Origin of the sequence: Persicobacter diffluens (assembly GCF_036244895.1) — a bacterium.
Classification (GTDB): domain Bacteria; phylum Bacteroidota; class Bacteroidia; order Cytophagales; family Cyclobacteriaceae; genus Persicobacter; species Persicobacter diffluens.
Window position 1 is genome coordinate 2,535,663 of the sequence record NZ_BQKE01000001.1, and the last position, 18,122, is coordinate 2,553,784.

Genomic DNA, 18,122 nt, shown 5'->3' on the forward strand with positions numbered 1-18,122 from the left:
ATTTAAATGTTTCAAAACTTACTACAAAGCAACCTCAAATAAAGCCAACTCTCCTTTTCATCCTAACCCTATTAATTAGCTCTGTTTTAATAAAACCTGAAAACCAAAAACGAGTCCTTTCGGTGAATGAGGGAGGTTGAATTTCATAATCACACACTAAAGAATATCCCAGAGTTGACAACATGGATGAACAATAAAATTCAAACAATTCAATATCACGACTACTCAAATTTAATTGCCAAGAGTCAATTCTTTCTGCACTAAATGAGCTTCCAACTAATGAATGTTGTTTTTTTGTATAACTAGGTAAAAAACTAGAATCACCTTTTAACATTTCTTCCTCAAAAGAAATACCCAAAAAACAACATATTTCATTTAATTGGGATTCTGGATTTTTAATCAAATCTTCATAGTAAACCCTCTTCACATCTTTAGATAAACTTAACTCAGCTAAAAAACCAAAGGCTAAATTATTTTTCCATTCCGTAATATTTTCTAAAATATTATTCCCTCCCCAATCTAAGCTCCTTATTGAATTTGCAACAGCCCTACCATCACGGACAATATGAATAAATTTAGCATCTGGAAATTCCTTCTTTAAAAATGTCACTCTATTTATGTTGGCAGGGCTATGTTCTATCCATTTAGTAAAATTAGTTTTTTTATTATTTTGGGAGTAAATCTTAAGAAATTCAGAAACCAATTGCGGGTAACTTTTAAAAGAACAAAGATCTTTCCCTATTCTTTCTACATCTTCATTTCTCAGTTTCCAATGTTTAAATCTAAAATGATTGGTAATATTTTCAAAAATCTTAGATAATGGAATCTTAGCACTTGCACTATAATGAGAAGATAAAAATGGAGATTCAGGTAAAGCTAAACATTTTGAATGCGCACCAATAGCACTACCCAGCATTGTAGTACCACTCCTTGGAGCTCCAATAATAAAAACAGGCGAGGAACTTAACATAATTTTGGATTTTGAAAAATTGTAGTATTAACCCCTAATTTAATCTTTACCATTACTACCAAAATACTATTCCAAGCAACTAAACTTAAGGATGTAGCGACAGCGGCCCCAATTGCGCCCCAAAAAGGGATTAATAAAAAATTTAGTGTAAAATTTATAATCACAGATAAAACCATTCCATAAGCAGCTAAATTTTGGTTATTAGTCATATTCAAAACTAAACCAGACGAACCCATTAAACAACTGAATAAATGCCCGAACATTAAAATAATCAATGGGACATATGATTCCACATATTCGATCCCATAGCTTCTTGATATAATATATTCACCACCAAAAAAGAACGTAATAAAGAATGGCAAAGCCATCGAACTTGCAAATAATACCGATCTGAATAATAATATTTTTAGTTCTGAGTACTTATTTACCGTATACAATTCAGCTATTTTTGGAGCCAATACTGTAGCATTGATTGATAAGAAAAACGTCATAAGCGTTCCAAGTTTACTAGCTACTTCATAAAATGCTACTTCTGAATTTTCTCTTAACCCCCCTAGCATTAAGGTATCCAGTTTACTATTTAAAAAAAAGGCACTTCCACTTATTAAAAAAGGCAACGCTTTTCCTAGCCATACTTTCGTATCATATATTACCTTAGAACTATTAATTCTTAATTTACAAAACTCATAGAAAGCATAAACTAAAGCTACACTTGAAGCCATAAGATTTAACAATAATGCACTTTCCACATTCAAACCTCCCAAAGCCCCAATAATGACCACTACGATAAATAATAAGCCTGGCTTTATTATAAAAATTGGAAGTTGACTCAGGAGAATACGATCATACCCCCTTAAAAAGGACGCCAAAATATTGGTAATTGAAATAATGACTGAAAGCAATAAAACATAGAAAGCAAATGTATTATCAAACTTCCCATATTCAAAAACAAAAAAAAGAATCAGAAAAAAAATCAATGAAATAGTTAAACTTAAACCAAATGCAAAAAAAATGAAACCCTGAATTTTTTCTATTTCATTTTTAACCCGATACTCAGAAGTATACTTAACTATTAAATTTGGCAACCCTGCTGAAATAGGCAAAGAAATTAAAGTAATTACGTTAACTAAATAATTATATTCACCAAAATCATCAACACTTAGTGATCTAGCAAAAAAAACACTAACAAAAAAACTAAGAAAAACTGTAATCACCTTGACCATGGTAGTCCCTAAAAGAGATTTTACCAGAGGAATAGAAATTATTTTTTTTAATTTATCCCCTTCTCTGAAAACTGAATCCCTCATTACTCCTAACTATTGTTAAACCAACAATTAATTTACACAAAGCCATTTTAATAAAAATAATCACACTCCACAAAAATCTAAAACCACCCCACTCTTTTTAAAACTAAGGTTTTTAAACTCCTTATGCGCCACTAAAAACGCTACAATATCAGCCTTCTCTACCGCTTCTTGATAATCCGTTAGCTTAAATACATTATGCTCCGAGACATTCGGTTCCACGATATAATGCTCTTCATTATTGGCATCCTGCAAAACCTTTTGCGCAATATACTTCGCAGGAGATTCTCTTAAATCATCAATATCTGGTTTGAAAGCTAAGCCCATCAAGGCCACGGAAGGCTTCCGTCCATGCTTCAGTTCAAATTCCAACTTGGCATTTTTGATTTTCTCGGCACACCAGAAAGCCTTATAATTATTGATTTCACGGGCTTTACCAATAATCTGAGATTCCATCGGATAATCCGCCACAATAAAATAAGGATCAACCGCAATACAGTGCCCCCCTACTCCACAGCCAGGCTGTAGGATATTCACTCGAGGATGCTTATTCGCCAAATTGATCAATTCTCGGACATTGATATCCGCTTTATCACAGATTAAGGACAGTTCATTGGCAAAGGCAATTTGTACATCTCGCGAAGAATTTTCAACCAATTTACACATCTCTGCCGTACGGGCATTGGTTTTATGCAACTCTCCATCCACGAATCGCGCATAGAAATTCACTGCAGCTTCCGTGGATGCCGCATCAATTCCTCCAATCACCCGGTCATTATTCACCAGCTCAAACATCACATTTCCAGGCAATACGCGTTCCGGGCAATAAGCAATATGAATTTTACCCTCCAATTCCGGCCGTGCCGCAAAAATCAGCTTAGCCATCTTTTCTGTCGTACCAATGGGGGAAGTGGACTCAATGATATACAAGTCCCCTTCTTTCAATAATGGTAAAACTCCTTTTGTGGCTGCTTCTACAAAAGAAATATCTGGTTCATTTTGCCCTTTGAAAGGAGTCGGCACCACAATCAGATAGGCATTAGCTTCTTCCGCCTTTAAGGCTGCTTTCAACGTTCCTTCCGCAACAGCGGTTTCAACGATAGCATCTAATTCCGGCTCTACGATGTGAATGAGGCCTTTATTGATGGTTTCTACTACTTTGGGATTAACATCGACCCCTAAAACTTTTACGCCTTTTAGGGCGATTAGCGCGGAGGTAGGCAATCCGATATAGCCCAACCCAACCGTTACGACTTCTGGCTTAAACATGAAATATTGTTAGTTTTTTATTTAAAATTCGGAAATGGGATGTGAGATGATGATGTGAGATGTGAGATGTTAGATGTGAGATGTGAGATGTTAGATGTTAGATGTTAGATGTGGGATGTGGGATGTGGGATGTGGGATGTATGATGTGGGTTATTTATTCATTTTTAGTTTCTTGATGGTGACTACTAAAATACTGATGAGTTCATTGCATTCTTGTTTTGCGCTTGCAAGAACATCAGTATTCGAGGATAACGCTGCTTTTTCGATAATTTTAAGGGACACCATCGTTTCTCTTAACTCTTTTAGCGCTATTGATAGTTTATGGATATAATCTTTGCGGGATTCCGCCGCTCTTGCTTCTCCATAGTTTAATGCTGGAGAGGTAGCGGATCGAATCATTTGTTTGGCTAACACCTCAGCAGCAAAATCATGCTTCAACGTTCTCACCAGCTGAAAAATCACCACAGAAAAATCCACTAAGCGATCCTCCATCATTTGTTGATTCATAACATTGAATTTGGTTCAATTACAAATTACCACCAACAACCTTAATCAACCAACAAGCTTTTTCCACGATCTTACATCATAAATTTCACCTCAAACACCACACATCTTACATCAGTCTTCACACATTAAACATCAGACATCGTACATTTCACATCACACATCACACATCATACATCACACATCTTACAGCTCTCTCATAAACTCCACCACCCGCTCACACGCCTTCCCATCTCCATAGGGATTATGCAACATGCTCATTTGCTCATAACGCTTAGAGTTATTGATCAGATCCAATGCTTCGAACTGAATCTTTTCTTTATCAGTTCCCACTAAAATAACGGTACCAGCTTCTACCGCTTCCGGACGCTCAGTAGTATCCCGCATCACCAGCACCGGCTTTCCTAGGGATGGTGCCTCTTCCTGCACCCCACCACTATCGGTAATGATCAATTTGGCTTTATCCATTAGCCACACAAAGGCAGGATAAGAAAGCGGATCGATTAAATGCACATTGGGTAATTCTCCCAGCAATTTATAAACCGGCTTCTGTACATTCGGATTCAAATGCACTGGGTAGATGATTTCGGCATCTGACTGCTCACTGATTTTGCGCAATGCTTCGCAGATATTTAAAAAGCCCTGTCCGTGATTTTCCCGGCGGTGACCCGTGACGAGAATAATCTCCTTATCAAAATTGACTTTGGCTTTTACCGACTCTATCTCATGGTGCCCTTCTAATTGGTTCGCTCTTTCCACACTTTCCAAAAGCGCGTCAATCACCGTATTCCCCGTCACCAAAATGCTTTCTGCCGGCACATTTTCCTGCAAAAGATTTTGCTGGGATTTGGTGGTAGGAGCAAAGTGATAATCTGCTATGCGGCCGGTAACCTGACGGTTAATTTCTTCCGGGAAAGGAGCCCGCTTATTGAAAGTACGCAATCCTGCTTCAATATGGCAAACTTTTGCTCCGCTATAAAAACCGGCAATACTAGTGGCCATTGTTGTGGTGGTATCTCCATGCACAAAGACATAATCAGGCTGAAAATCTTCCAGGACCGGCTTCATACCTGTTACAATATCCGCCGTCAGTGAATACAGGTTTTGATTCGGCTTCATTAAGTCCAAATCAAAATCTGCCTGAATATCAAAAAAGGCCAGCACCTGGTCCAGCATTTCTCTGTGCTGAGCAGTAACACAAACCTTCGTTTGAAAATTATGCGTATCTTTCTGGAAAGCCTTTACCAAAGGCGCCATTTTGATCGCCTCAGGGCGAGTTCCAAAAACAAGTAATATTTTTTTCACCTTATTAGTTTTTCAGATTATTATAATACCATTCAGTAGCTTCCCTCATTCCTAATGCCACATCGTGAGACGGCTCATATCCCAAAAATTCTTTGGCCTTAGAGATATCCGCTAAAGAGTGTTTCACATCACCAGCCCGCTCCGGCCCATAAATCACCTTTACCTCATTAATTTTTGGGTCGAATTGAGAGAGGTTCTTTTTCAAAATATCAATCAACTCATTCAAGGAAGTATTCTCTCCCTGAGCCGTATTAAACACCTGGTTTACCCCAGCAGCATTCTCTGTAGTAGCTGCCAATTGGTTCATCTGCACCACATTTTCAATATAGGTGAAGTCACGGGAGTGGGTCCCGTCTCCATTGATCACGGGTGATTCGTGATTAATCAAGGCTTTAACAAATTTTGGAATCACGGCTGCATAAGCTCCATCCGGATCCTGGCGTCTACCGAAAACATTAAAATAACGCAGGCCAATTAACTCCAAACCATAGGTTTTAGCAAAAACATCGGCATATAATTCATTCACATATTTGGTCACCGCATAAGGGGATAATGGTTTGCCTATCTTATCCTCCACTTTGGGTAAGCCCGGATGGTCCCCATAGGTAGAGGAGGAGGCCGCATAGACCATTCGCTTCACACCACAATCACGAGCAGCCACCAGCATATTCAAAAAGCCTGAGACATTGACCTCATTGGAAGTAATAGGGTCATTAATAGAACGCGGCACAGAACCCAAAGCAGCCTGATGTAAAATATAATCAACACCTTCTGCAGCCTGCTTACAAACTTCCAAATTCCGTATATCTCCTTCGATCAGGGTGAAATTCGGATGATCCATAAATGGGGTAATATTTTCCCGCTTTCCGGTGGCAAAATTATCCAACACGATTACCTGATTCCCCTGTGGTAAAAGCGCTTCTACCAAATTGGAGCCAATAAAACCAGCTCCACCAGTCACCAATACTTTGGCGTTTTCTATTATTCTTTTCATTAATGTTTTTGTTTCAATATTGTTGGCTTCGATACGCTGCGCTACTCAGCCACCGTACGTGCTAATCTCATCTTGACTTCGATGATTACTGAGCCTGTCGAAGTTAGGTTGCTGAGCTTGTCGAAGCACGCTACTCAGCCCCCTTTTCCTAAGTAAAAATAGTTCCCACAACAACCGAACCGGTGGTTGAGTACGAGCTTGCGAGTGTATCGAAACCACATCGATGAGCTACTGAGCACGCTCGATATATATTGCCTTCGATACGCTGCGCTACTCAGGCTACATTACAATTAAATTTGGCAAAGCTGGTTATTCAGCTTGTCGAAGTAATACTTGCCATAACCACCGAACCGGTGGGTGAGTACCAGCTTGCTCACTTATCGAAACCACACTACCTCAGAAGTAAAATAACTTTCTATTGCATTACCGTATCAATTATATACCACCCACCCAAATATTAACCGTTATGCCTGGCTATATGTATATCCTTCAATGTGCCGATAAGAGTTATTACACTGGCAGCACAAAAGATTTAAACTTAAGACTCCAACAACACCAACTGGGTGAAGGGGCTAACCATACCAGAAGAAGACTTCCAGTTAAGTTGGTATACTATGAAGTTTATCAACGGATTGAAACTGCATTTCACCGTGAGAAACAAGTTCAGGGATGGAGTCGCAAGAAAAAAGAGGCGCTAATAAAGGGTCAATTTGGCGAATTACCTGCTTTAGCGAAAAAGGTTTTTAGAAAAGCTTGAGGTGTGGCTTCGATGGGTTGCCTTCGGTACGCTTTGCTACTCAGGCAACCCTACAATTCATTTTAGCAAAGTTACTGAGCCTGGCGTAGCAAAACTTACCACACCTACCGAACCGGTGGTTGAGTACGAGCTCGCTCGTGTATCGAAACCACACGCATGCCGGCGAATATCTCCTTTGCCTTCGATATGCTTTGCTACTCAGGCAACCCTACAATTCATTTTAGCAAAGTTACTGAGCCTGGAGTAGTAAAACTTACCACAACAACCGAACCGGTGGTTGAGTACGAGCTTGCTCGTGTATCGAAACCACCCTATTACAAGCGCTTATTCACCTCTTTTTCCGGCAAAATACCTTTCACATCATATACCAATCCATTAGCTTTTTTGTATTGGGACAGATCTAATGTCAAAAATTCTTTATGGGCTACTGCCAAAACAATCACCTCATATTGTTCTAAAGCTGCTTCAGCCTTTAACTCAATCCCAAACTCTACTCCTACTTCCTGACCATCTGCCCATGGATCATAAACATCCACTTCCATACCATAGCTCAAAAGCTCATGGTAAATATCAATGGCACGCGTATTACGAATATCCGGGCAATTCTCTTTAAAGGTTAAGCCCAACATTAAGGCTTTGGCCTTGCGTACAGGCTGATCATTTTTAATCATCATCTTGACGATCTCAGAAGCGACATACTGCCCCATACCATCGTTCAAACGACGGCCTGCTAAGATGATTTCAGGATGATAACCCACCTCTTGTGCCTTTTGTGCCAAATAGTATGGATCAACACCAATACAATGTCCTCCTACTAGCCCTGGTTTGAATGGCAAAAAGTTCCATTTAGTTCCCGCGGCCTCTAAAACAGCTGCGGTATCAATCTCCATTAAATTGAAAATTTTCGCCAGTTCATTAACAAAGGCAATATTGATATCACGCTGGCTATTTTCAATCACCTTGGCCGCTTCAGCAACTCTGATAGTTGGTGCCAAATGCGTTCCTGCAACTATGACGCTTTTATATAAGGCATCCACCTTTTCTGCTACCGCTGGGGTAGATCCGGAAGTCACCTTTAAAATCTTAGTTACGGTATGTTCCTTATCCCCTGGATTAATACGCTCTGGGGAATAGCCCACAAAGAAATCCTTATTGAATGTCATACCTGATACCTGCTCGAGTACCGGCACGCAATCCTCTTCTGTCGCTCCAGGATATACTGTAGATTCGTAAATAACAATATCCCCCTTCTTCAATACCTTTCCCACCGTCTCGGAGGCCTTTACCAAAGGCGTCAATACCGGACGGTTATTTTTATCCGTTGGGGTGGGCACTGTAATCACAAAGACGTTACAGCCTGCTAAATGCTCCAACTGATCGGTAATCTGAAAATCATGATTCTGGATCACTGAGCTTAAATAATCGTCCGCCACTTCAAGGGTATGATCCTTCCCTGAAGCCAGTTCCGCAACACGTTGGGAATTAATATCAAAACCCACAGTTTGATACTTTTGGGCAAATTCCACCGCTAAAGGCAGTCCCACATAGCCCAAACCGATTACGGCAATTTTATCTGTAGATTGATTCATAAAGGATCAAAAAATATATTTCAGTTCTTTTAATTAAAAACAAAGCCAGTACATATCTATATCGAACGCTGTCCAAAGTTTTTAGACCTCTTCGCTATAATACTTCCCCCCATACTTCAGACTGTAATTATAGGAATAATTCGCATCCGCTCCTTTAGGGTTCACATCATTAAAGATGATATAAGTACTTTGGCTGTAAAGATCAGATTTACGTTCCGCGATGGCCTTCAAAGCTGACTTTGGCGTATAATTTTGTCGTGCGACTAATAACTTTACATCCACCTGTTCCAGCAGTGGCAGGGCATCAGAGACAATATGCAGGGGAGCCGTATCAATGACCACCACTTCATAGGTTTGTTTCAAGACTTCCAATAGTCCTGTCATGCGTTCGGACATCAGTAATTCGGAAGGGTTGGGGGGAATCACACCACTCGGCAAGACGGATAAGTTTTCATGCACCTTCAACACCACTTCCTCCTGACTTTTGGAATGGCCGGACAGGAAATTACTCAAACCCGCCTGATTTTGATCTAAATCGAAATAACGTTGCAGGGTAGGCTTGCGCATATCCGCTCCAATCAGGATAGTTTTTTTGCCCGCTAAGGCATTCGCCCAGGCTAAATTAGCAGCCATAAAAGTTTTTCCCTCCCCCGGCATAACGGAGGAAATCAAAATGGTTTGGGCATTTTTTCCCTGAGGTAATAACATCATACTGCCCCGCACTTGGCGGATGGCCTCTGCGACGATACCGGAAGGCTTTTCCACCACGGGTAGTTTTTCCTCTCCTTTAAATACGGTACCTAATAAACCAAGACCGGAAATTCGCTCCACATCTTCCTTGACATTGACCTTGGTTTCCAATAACAATTGCAAATAATAAAAGGCCACAAAAGCTCCCAAAGCCAACACCATGGCCACCAATAGGATCATTTTTTTCTTTGGCGCCACAGGTATAGGATTGATTTTTGGGCGAACCATCACCTCATAATCCGAAGTGGCCCCGGCTCGCATAATGGCAATCTCCATCTTTTTTTGTAAAAGCATGGTGGAGATGTCTTCATTCAATTTATACATGCGATCCATTTTGGACATCAGCTTGGCACTGGTATGCTGATCTCCAAGTCCTGCCAATAATTTCTTGCGCTCTTTATCTAATTCCCCACCCTGATAGGCATACTCCCGGCGCATATTGGCAATATTTTCCAATATACTCAATTCAATACGCTCCACCTGGCGAGCCACCTTATTCACCAAGGGGTTCATCTCATTGGCCTTCACTTTAAAGGCCTTTTGCTCCAATTTCAGCTCTACATACTGCATCACCAGCTCCTGCAATAAAGGAATATCAAGTCCCAAAGCATTAGGCGCAAAAACATCTTCTGCTCTTTTCTCAATCAGATAAGCCTCCAGATAATCAATATAGCGGTTACGCATTTCCAGCTGCATCCGGCTGTACTCCACATCCTTCAGACTGGCCAAATAAGAAGTATCCCCTTGCAGGTACTCCCAATTCTCCAGGGCAAATTGATTGATGGCCTCATCAAAGCGATTTAGGGAATCACTCAGATTGAACAATTGCTGGTCGACAAAGCTCAGTACCTGATTCAAACTAGCATTTTTCTTTTGTATGGAGCTTTCTTCTATTACCTCAAAAAAAGTGGATAGAAAAATCATCTCTTTATAGGGGTTTTGCCCCTGAATGGAGACCCCCAACAAACTGGAGCCTTCTTCCACCCAATTGATCTGCAGTCTTTCTTTATAAACATCCGATAACCAATCCAGCCCATTAATGCAAAAAGCCAGATTTTCGGGCAATTCGGTCATTGCCAGGTTCACGGAGGGACCTTCGATTTTAAATTGAAATTCTCCCAAACGGACCCACTCTCCAAAAGCATAACTTTTCTGGTCTAGTAGTTTTGCCCATTGTTTTAACGGATCCTCCAATTGAAGCGTGAATAGCCCCTGCTTTGTAAAGTCAATTTGAAACAATAAACCATAGGGGCCGATTTCTGGATTATTTTCCGGATGCAATACCACCTGATACAGCTGATTCGGATAAACTTCGGTCTGTTTGATATTCCCCTGGGCATAATAGGCCGTCTGAATATTCATGCGCTGAATGGTGGCTTTCAAATTATCCTCATGGGTAATGAGGGCAATTTCCTTTCGAATATCCACATCCTTCCACAACAATTTGTTCAATTCATTGGGAATAGGCAAAAAACTATTATTCCCTCCTTGTTGCTCCCAGCGTTTACTGACAATCTGGCTATTCACCACATATATTTTGGAGGCATATCGCAAATAAATAAAAGCACACAACAGGCCAATCACCACCAGCCCGGCTCCCACATACCAATTGCGCTTAAGTTTGTTAATTAGGCGTAAAATATCCTGTAATTCCTGACTTTGTTCGGTCATCTTTCTATCGGGCTGAATAAATTAATGCAATAATAGAGACCAAAGAGCTGGTCAGCGCTACGAAGTTCATGGCATCCGGAATACCATATTTGCGGAAAGCCTTGGCGCCCAATGGCGGCACAATGATCACGTCGCCCGGCTGTACATAATAATAAGGAGAAGAAAGAAAACTTTCATCCAATAAGTTCACATAGGCTACTTCTGAAGTACTGCCATCTTCCCGAACTACTTTGATCTTGCTCTTATCGGCAAATTCCGCCGGTGAGCCCGCCATGGCCAGGGCCTCAAATAAATTCGTATTATCTTTATAAGTATTAAATTGGCCTTCATTATTCACTTCTCCCAAAACAATAAAGCTGAAATTCAATAATTGAACGCGAACCTCAGGATTTTCGAAAAAGCCTCCCAACTTACTGTTCACCGCATTCTCCAATTCTAACAGGGTCATATCACGGGCTGAAATGATACCCAAATTAGGTAATTCAATATTACCATCCTTATCCACGACAAACCCAGTTGATTGGGGCTCTCCCACGGCAATCGGTTTTCCCTCATCAGAAAACATATTTTTATTCTCCCCCTGCTGCTGCATCCGGGTATTCACCGCTATTTGATTTCCCCCAGCGGAATTGTTTACATTGGTCTTTGGAGACAGGTATAAAAACTCTCCCATCTGCACGGCATATTGATTGATAAAATCGAACTCTGAATTCGTCAAAGAACCAATCTTGATACTGACCACATCTCCGGGCTTCAGGTGGTATTGATGCTCCTTGCGTTCAAACTCACTGTAGATTTCATCAAAAGTAATGTTCTTCTTTTTATTGTCGCCGGAAGGCTGCAAATAAACCGAATTTCTCCTGGTGACGCAGGAAGAAAATAGTATAGCACAAACCGCCATAAACAGGCTCGCCTGAAGTAATCTTTGCAACATGTATAGGGTTTTTAAATTTTGTAAGGTTGAATAAGCCTGGTAAATAATATTCGAAATCAAAGCCGTCGGGCTACAGCTTCGCCCGCTCAGTCCCATCGCCGAAACCTACCCTGCTTTCCCTTAGGCCATTACCTGATAGAAGTAAAATTATAAGGGGAAAAATCCTATGCAATATTGCACAATGCTTTGGTTTGCACAAGCCCCCTCACTTTATTCGTGCTAAAGTGAAAAAGCCGATTTGTAATAAGTGAAATTTATCACATTAATTTTCAGTGAGTTAAAGTCCTTTATTACCTTATTGTTAATCAACAAATCCTACAAAATTATAAGATTGACTTTGGGGCCTAAAGGAAGGAATTAAAACTAAATGAGGGGTGAACACTGATAAAAATCAAGCTTGGATAGATTTTTCGATAGGGTTTGCTTTTTTCTTTTAAAACTATTCTTCGAAAAAGTAGGATCGGCAAGAGACTGATCGCGCAAGACTATAGGAGTTAAAGCGCAGAGTCTTTGCATGGGTAATAAAATTGAAAAGGTGGTGAATGGAATTGGATGATAGTTGTAGCCACAAATTTCACAAATTTTTAGGATTATTTGGGCGGGAGCGCAATGAACAAAAGGGCACTGGTCTTCCCTTACCCTGGTCGTAGTGTTACAGCGAGCCGTGCGAGCATCACTCATACCTTTGTAATTAATGGAGGGGGCCAAAAATAATGCAATTTTATTATATTAAGTAATGATCATCAAAAAGGAGGAAGGGGCTAGCGCATCAAAGGATGTGATTCGTTGCAATCCAGTGTCGTAGGAACTCCTCTTTTTGACCAAACTTTAGAGTTAGAACAGTACCTAAGGGAGTCGCTTTAATTGCTTCTACCCAGCGTCAAATATGAGACAAAACGAAGAAGGATGGGGATCAAAAAAATGTTAATAAAACCGCAGGAACCATGAAAATCAAGTACGTTGTAGGCATCGACATTAGTAAAGATAAGTTTGATGTTGCTTTTGTTTTGAGTCAATTGGACAAAACACCAAAGGTCATCGCTTCCCGTAAGTTCGACAATAGTAAAAAAGGGCATTTGGAGTTTAAAGATTGGTGTCTGAAGAAACAGAAGGAGGATCTTCCCGTGGAGTTTGTGATGGAAGCCACTGGCGTTTACCATGAAAAATTGGCTTGGTTTCTTTCAGATAATGAGGTGCCGGTGAGCATTGTTTTACCCAATCGTGCAAAGGCCTATATGAAAAGCCTGGGGATTAAAACAAAGAATGATAAGGTGGATGCCAAAGGTTTAGCATTCATGGGAGCTTGTCAGTCCTTGGCTAAATGGAAGCCCATTAGCAAGGCTTTTTACACTTTGAGGGAGCTAACCCGCTTTTTGGAAGACCTTCAAAAAGATCGTACATCGATGGTAAGCAGGCTAAAAGGGCTTAAACACAAAGCAATTGTGTCTGAAAAGGTGATGGAGGGTCTGAAGGCAGTAATTGAAGGGCTTGATGAGCAGATTAGAATATGTGAACAAGAAATAGCCTTAGCGGTAGCAAAGGATCCGGAGTTGAAGAAAAGAATCGGACATATGATGTCAATCAAAGGGGTTGGTTTGCTTACAGCTGTTACGGTGGCGGCTGAAACTAATGGCTTCGCACTAATAGAAAATGAACGACAATTGGTCAGTTATGCTGGATATGATGTGCGCCAGAATCAGTCAGGAAGTAGAGAGGGTAAAACATCAATTACCAAGAAGGGAAATGCGCACATTCGACGAATAATGTTTATGGCGGCCTTCAATATGGTAACTTACGAGCAGGGGCAATTCAAGCCTTTTTATGAAAGGATCCATAATAGGACAAAACAAAGCATGAAGGGTTATGTGGCTGTGCAGTCCAAATTGTTAAGAATTATGTATGCCCTCTGGAAAAATGAAACAGATTTTGACAATAATTATGGGCTAAGAGACAAATCTAATCAATCAAAAAATCAGCTTAAAACAGTGGTAGCTGCCTAAAATTAGACAGCTACGCGAGGTAGGCAAAGCCTCCTCTTTAGGCTTGCAATATATTAAAATATTTCAATCAATAAAATTGCTTTTTATGACAGTACCTACGACCCCATACAAAGCCGCAGAACTTACTGAATGGAGTTGGTCGCGAGATAGAAACCACGAATTCTCTCATGGTAAAGTCAAGCTTTTTCATTTATTTTAGTACAATTTTACTCTATTTTTTTCGAAAGACTCATTTCTCCAAATCATCCAATTATGCCACCTCAGCATTCCTACCCTGGTCGTAGTGTTACAGCGAGCCGTGCGAGCATCACTACGACCCCATACAAAGCCACAGAATGAAGCCTCGAATTTTACTATATGGAAGTTGGTCGCGAGATAGAAGCCACGAATTGCGCGAATTAACACTAATTTTTTTGAAAGGGTTGGGTGGTGGTTGCCACAAATTGCGCAAATTTTTGGGATTAGGTTGGGCAAGAGAGCACTAAACTGGGCGTTGTGTCACAGCGAATTTATACTGGTTGTAGTGTTACAGCGAGCCGTGCGAGCATCACTACGACCCCATACAAAGCCGCAGAACTTACTGAATGGAGTTGGTCGCGAGATAGAAACCACGAATTACGCGAATTAACACTAATTTTTTTGAAGGGTTGGACGGTGGTTGTTGCCACAAATTTCGCAAATTTTTGGGATTATTTGGGCGAGAGGGGTCTAAACTGGGCGTTGTGGCACAGCGATTTATACTGGTCGTAGTGTTACAGCGAGCCGTGCGAGCATCACTACGAACCCATCCAAATCCGCAGAATTTAGCCTCGAATTTTTACTGAATGGAAGTTGGTCGCGAGATAGAAACCACAAATTCTCTCATGGTAAAGTCAAGCTTTTTCATTTATTTTAGTACAATTTTACTCTATTTTTTTCGAAAGACTCATTTCTCCAAATCATCCAATTATGCCACCTCAGCATTCCTCCAATTAGGTTCATATTCCTTACTGTATGGCCGGTCATCCCGAATGACCGCGTACATTTTCCTCACTAGTTTATCAGTTAGAGCGATCATCACAGAATAATGTTCTTTACCTTCTGAAGTCTTTCTTTTATAGTACCTGTATTCCTCTGAGTCCTTTACATTAAGCAGGCTTAGAGCGCCCATAAAAAGCAACGATTTCATCTTCCTGTTGGCTTTGTAGGAAACTTTATTTTTAGACCTTACGCTCGTTCCGGAAGTGTATCTAAAGGGCGCTATTCCGCTATGACAAGCAAATTTTTTTGCGGTTGTAATTTTGGTAAACCCCAAAGTCTCAATAATTACATTCAGTGCTATCTGCAAACCAATGCCTTTTATAGAGGTCAAAAGCTTCAAATACCTCTTTAGCTTTGGATCTTCATGTATTACCTCCTTTATTTCTTGGTCTAGTTGTTTGATTTGGCTATCCAGCAACTTGATCCTTGCCTTGTTTCTTTTCGCTCTTCCTTTATAAATCTCGGGAGAAATAAAATCTTTATGATCCGACTGCTGGGCTTGAAATTTCGCTCTGTCTTTTACCAGTAATCGACGCTCTGAACGCAAATAACGAAGATATTCAATTGACTTTTCCCCTAATTCAATGGGGGAGTACTTATCTCTAAAACGACGTCCGTATTCCGCTATTCGATATGCATCCACCTTGTCATTTTTCCCCCTTTGCAGCCCCTGGCTATGCTTAATTTCATAACCAGATTGTAGCCAAAGGCTCAAGCCTAATTCCGAGCATACCCGAATCAATGGATAGGTGTAAATTCCGGTATGTTCCGCAATAATGAGCGTGTTTTCACCCGACAACTGATAAAGCTTACACAACTCAAACAAACCGGTAGTGATGGCATCATCAGTATTATCAATAGGCTCAAATTCAATCGACTGATCCAGTGAAATAAGATGGAGTTCCAGACTTCCCTTACTTACATCAATACCTAAATAATGGTTAAAATCCATATCAATACAATTTTAGAAACCATGACTCAAATACCACCTAAAAACCTTATCAAATCTGATCTCTCATGCAGGTCCTGTCTGAGTCAAAGGGTTAGTTGTTAGAATTCGTATAGGTCTTACCTGGACGCAAAATGAAGTTCACTAACCCTTATGGTTTCAGGTTCTAGAATTGAAACCAATATCATTAAAGTTATATTTAACTCAAAATCAACCTCTAACATCTGATTGTAAATTACTTGGATTAATCCTACCCGTTTCTGCATTGCAAACCTAAGGTTACGCGAATTAGCACTAATTTTTTTGAAAGCAGTGGGCGGTAGTTGTTGCCACAAATTGCGCAAATTTTTGGGATTATTTGAGCGGGCGCGCAATGATTAAAAAGGGCGCTGCTCTCCCTCCCCCAATACGATATGCTATTCCTAAAATTCCATTCGTGTTAATTTGGGAAGTTTGTGGCAAAAAAAATCTACAACCTCCCATCCACCAAATGCCTGGGCCAGGCGGCCTTCACATCAAAGACAACCGCTACAGCTTGTAAATATTCCTCCACGGGCCAATTCAGTAATTCAGTATGGTTGACCGCAAGTATAACTGCCGCGTACTGCTTGTTGACTTTTTCCAATAGCGCAATATTGAAATTGCGCTTTACCTCCTGCGCATCTACTATTGGGTCAAAAACATCCACTTCTGCGCCAAAATACTTCAGCTCCTGAATGAGATCCACCACTTTAGTATTCCGGATATCCGGGCAGTTTTCTTTAAATGAAATCCCCAAAACCAAAACGGGGGCATCTTTGATCGGAATGCCTTTTTTCACCATCAGTTTGATTACTTTTGAGGCCACGAAGCTCCCCATTTGATCATTGATCCGCCGGCCCGAGAGTATCACGGCTGGGTGATGGCCTAATTCCTCTGCTTTCATGGCCAAATAATAAGGATCTACCGATATGCAATGGCCACCTACCAGGCCAGGGTAGAAAGGCAAAAAATTCCATTTTGTACGGGCAGCAGCCAACACTTCCTGCGTGTCCAACTCCATTTTATCAAAGATTACCGCCAGCTCATTCATGAAGGAAATATTGATATCTCTTTGGCAATTCTCGATAATCTTGGCCGCTTCCGCCACTTTAATGGAGGAAGCCAAATGCGTTCCTGCAGGAATAATTTGCTGATAGAGGGCGTCAATTTTACGGGCAATTTCAGGAGTGGAGCCGGAAGTCACTTTCTTAATCTGCCCCAGCTTTTTATGACCATCTCCCGGCACGATACGTTCCGGGGAATAGCCTACAAAAAAATCCCGATTGAAAGTTAAACCCGAAACCTCCACTAATAAGGGTACGCACTTTTCCTCCGTAGCCCCTGGATACACCGTAGATTCATAAATCACTACATCTCCCACGCTAAGCAGTTGCCCCACCATCCTGCTTGCCTCCAATAAAAAAGAAAAATCAGGTTGATGATGCTGATCCACCGGTGTCGGGACCGTAATGATATAAACATTACAATCCTTCAAAACAGAAAGCTCTTGGCAAAGTTGTAGGTTTTTGGCCTGCTGAATTTGTGCCTGAGGAACCATTTGGGTTTGATCCACGCCCTTTTGAATATCCAATACTCGTTGAGCGTCAATATCAAAACCGATAGTGGGATATTTTGCTGAAAAAGCCACCGCGAGTGGTAGGCCAACATAGCCTAAACCGATAACCCCTATTTTCAAAGGGGCTTCTAGGGAGTTAATATGATGATTACTTTCCACAAGGTAAATTTACCAGGAATGTGATTGATTTGAGCTTTTTTGCCACAAAATTATGGAATTTGGTTGGGCGCGAGAAGGAAACCACGAATCGCGCGAATTAACACGAATTTTTTTGAAAGGGTTGGGCGGTGGTTGCCACAAATTTCGCAAATTTTTGGGATTATTTGGGTGCGAGATTACCCTGGTGGTAGTGTTACAGCGAGCCGTGCGAGGATCACTACGCCCCCATACAAAGCCACAAAATTTAGCCTCGAATTTTACTGAATAAAGTTGGTCGCGAGATAGAAGCCACGAATTACGCGAATTAACACGAATTATTTTAAAGGTTTGGGTGGTGGTGGAAGCCACAA

13 protein-coding genes are annotated in these 18,122 nt (G+C 40.8%); 2 read left to right on the top strand and 11 right to left on the bottom strand.

Annotation, left to right across the window (positions count from 1 at the left end; all coding sequences use genetic code 11):
* Positions 1 to 34: 34 nt before the first annotated feature.
* The 6 genes from AAA970_RS10115 to AAA970_RS10140 all read right to left on the bottom strand — a co-directional run bounded on the left by AAA970_RS10115 (position 35) and on the right by AAA970_RS10140 (position 6,346).
* Positions 35 to 970, bottom strand: coding sequence for a sulfotransferase family protein (locus AAA970_RS10115; RefSeq protein WP_338237037.1), 936 nt, complete (start codon positions 968 to 970; stop codon positions 35 to 37).
* The gene (locus tag AAA970_RS10120) at positions 964 to 2,277 is read right to left on the bottom strand and encodes a flippase (RefSeq protein WP_338237038.1); all 1,314 of its coding nucleotides are present in this window, start codon (positions 2,275 to 2,277) and stop codon (positions 964 to 966) included. The genes AAA970_RS10115 and AAA970_RS10120 overlap by 7 nt, the downstream gene beginning before the upstream one ends.
* 60 nt (positions 2,278 to 2,337) lie before the next feature.
* Positions 2,338 to 3,543 carry a UDP-N-acetyl-D-mannosamine dehydrogenase gene (wecC, locus tag AAA970_RS10125; protein WP_338237039.1) on the bottom strand — a complete coding sequence of 402 codons (1,206 nt, stop codon included), beginning with the start codon at positions 3,541 to 3,543 and terminating at the stop codon, positions 2,338 to 2,340.
* Between the two features lie 150 nt (positions 3,544 to 3,693).
* Positions 3,694 to 4,050: a four helix bundle protein gene (locus AAA970_RS10130; RefSeq protein WP_338237040.1), complete on the bottom strand. Its 357-nt coding sequence runs from the start codon at positions 4,048 to 4,050 to the stop codon at positions 3,694 to 3,696.
* Positions 4,051 to 4,233: 183 nt separating this feature from the next.
* On the bottom strand, positions 4,234 to 5,352 hold the full coding sequence (gene wecB / locus AAA970_RS10135; RefSeq protein ID WP_338237041.1) for a non-hydrolyzing UDP-N-acetylglucosamine 2-epimerase: 1,119 nt from the start codon (positions 5,350 to 5,352) through the stop codon (positions 4,234 to 4,236).
* A gap of 4 nt (positions 5,353 to 5,356) precedes the next feature.
* A complete protein-coding gene (locus AAA970_RS10140) occupies positions 5,357 to 6,346 on the bottom strand; it encodes an SDR family oxidoreductase (RefSeq protein ID WP_338237042.1) in 990 nt (329 codons plus the stop codon).
* A 466-nt stretch (positions 6,347 to 6,812) separates the two neighbouring features.
* On the opposite strand from AAA970_RS10140, the gene AAA970_RS10145 reads away from it, so the two are divergent.
* Entirely contained in the window at positions 6,813 to 7,103 is a 291-nt protein-coding gene (locus AAA970_RS10145) for a GIY-YIG nuclease family protein (RefSeq protein ID WP_338237043.1), read from the top strand.
* 314 nt (positions 7,104 to 7,417) lie between these two features.
* Here the strand turns inward: AAA970_RS10145 and AAA970_RS10150 are convergent, their stop codons facing one another.
* The 3 genes from AAA970_RS10150 to AAA970_RS10160 all read right to left on the bottom strand — a co-directional run bounded on the left by AAA970_RS10150 (position 7,418) and on the right by AAA970_RS10160 (position 12,047).
* Complete coding sequence (locus tag AAA970_RS10150; RefSeq protein WP_338237044.1) at positions 7,418 to 8,692, bottom strand: nucleotide sugar dehydrogenase; 1,275 nt, start codon at positions 8,690 to 8,692, stop codon at positions 7,418 to 7,420.
* 81 nt (positions 8,693 to 8,773) lie between these two features.
* Positions 8,774 to 11,113: a polysaccharide biosynthesis tyrosine autokinase gene (locus tag AAA970_RS10155; RefSeq protein WP_338237045.1), complete on the bottom strand. Its 2,340-nt coding sequence runs from the start codon at positions 11,111 to 11,113 to the stop codon at positions 8,774 to 8,776.
* A 4-nt stretch (positions 11,114 to 11,117) separates the two neighbouring features.
* Positions 11,118 to 12,047: a polysaccharide biosynthesis/export family protein gene (locus AAA970_RS10160; RefSeq protein ID WP_338237046.1), complete on the bottom strand. Its 930-nt coding sequence runs from the start codon at positions 12,045 to 12,047 to the stop codon at positions 11,118 to 11,120.
* A gap of 944 nt (positions 12,048 to 12,991) precedes the next feature.
* Here AAA970_RS10160 and AAA970_RS10165 point away from each other — a divergent pair.
* Positions 12,992 to 14,047 (top strand): IS110 family RNA-guided transposase, encoded by a 1,056-nt coding sequence (locus AAA970_RS10165; RefSeq protein WP_338237047.1) that lies wholly within the window; start codon positions 12,992 to 12,994, stop codon positions 14,045 to 14,047.
* A gap of 946 nt (positions 14,048 to 14,993) precedes the next feature.
* On the opposite strand, the gene AAA970_RS10170 is transcribed toward AAA970_RS10165, so the two are convergent.
* Complete coding sequence (locus AAA970_RS10170) at positions 14,994 to 16,019, bottom strand: IS110 family RNA-guided transposase (protein WP_060688498.1); 1,026 nt, start codon at positions 16,017 to 16,019, stop codon at positions 14,994 to 14,996.
* 466 nt (positions 16,020 to 16,485) lie between these two features.
* Positions 16,486 to 17,772 carry a nucleotide sugar dehydrogenase gene (locus AAA970_RS10175; protein WP_338237048.1) on the bottom strand — a complete coding sequence of 429 codons (1,287 nt, stop codon included), beginning with the start codon at positions 17,770 to 17,772 and terminating at the stop codon, positions 16,486 to 16,488.
* Between the last annotated feature and the right edge of the window lie 350 nt (positions 17,773 to 18,122).

Bases quoted from the DNA above. Each gene is read 5' to 3' on its own strand.
- AAA970_RS10140 (WP_338237042.1), bottom strand. From the start codon at position 6,346: ATGAAAAGAATAATAGAAAACGCCAAAGTATTGGTGACTGGTGGAGCT.
- AAA970_RS10160 (WP_338237046.1), bottom strand. From the start codon at position 12,047: ATGTTGCAAAGATTACTTCAGGCGAGCCTGTTTATGGCGGTTTGTGCT.
- AAA970_RS10170 (WP_060688498.1), bottom strand. From the start codon at position 16,019: ATGGATTTTAACCATTATTTAGGTATTGATGTAAGTAAGGGAAGTCTG.
- AAA970_RS10120 (WP_338237038.1), bottom strand. From the start codon at position 2,277: ATGAGGGATTCAGTTTTCAGAGAAGGGGATAAATTAAAAAAAATAATT.
- AAA970_RS10145 (WP_338237043.1), top strand. From the start codon at position 6,813: ATGCCTGGCTATATGTATATCCTTCAATGTGCCGATAAGAGTTATTAC.
- wecC (WP_338237039.1), bottom strand. From the start codon at position 3,543: ATGTTTAAGCCAGAAGTCGTAACGGTTGGGTTGGGCTATATCGGATTG.
- AAA970_RS10115 (WP_338237037.1), bottom strand. From the start codon at position 970: ATGTTAAGTTCCTCGCCTGTTTTTATTATTGGAGCTCCAAGGAGTGGT.
- AAA970_RS10155 (WP_338237045.1), bottom strand. From the start codon at position 11,113: ATGACCGAACAAAGTCAGGAATTACAGGATATTTTACGCCTAATTAAC.
- AAA970_RS10165 (WP_338237047.1), top strand. From the start codon at position 12,992: ATGAAAATCAAGTACGTTGTAGGCATCGACATTAGTAAAGATAAGTTT.
- AAA970_RS10130 (WP_338237040.1), bottom strand. From the start codon at position 4,050: ATGAATCAACAAATGATGGAGGATCGCTTAGTGGATTTTTCTGTGGTG.
- AAA970_RS10150 (WP_338237044.1), bottom strand. From the start codon at position 8,692: ATGAATCAATCTACAGATAAAATTGCCGTAATCGGTTTGGGCTATGTG.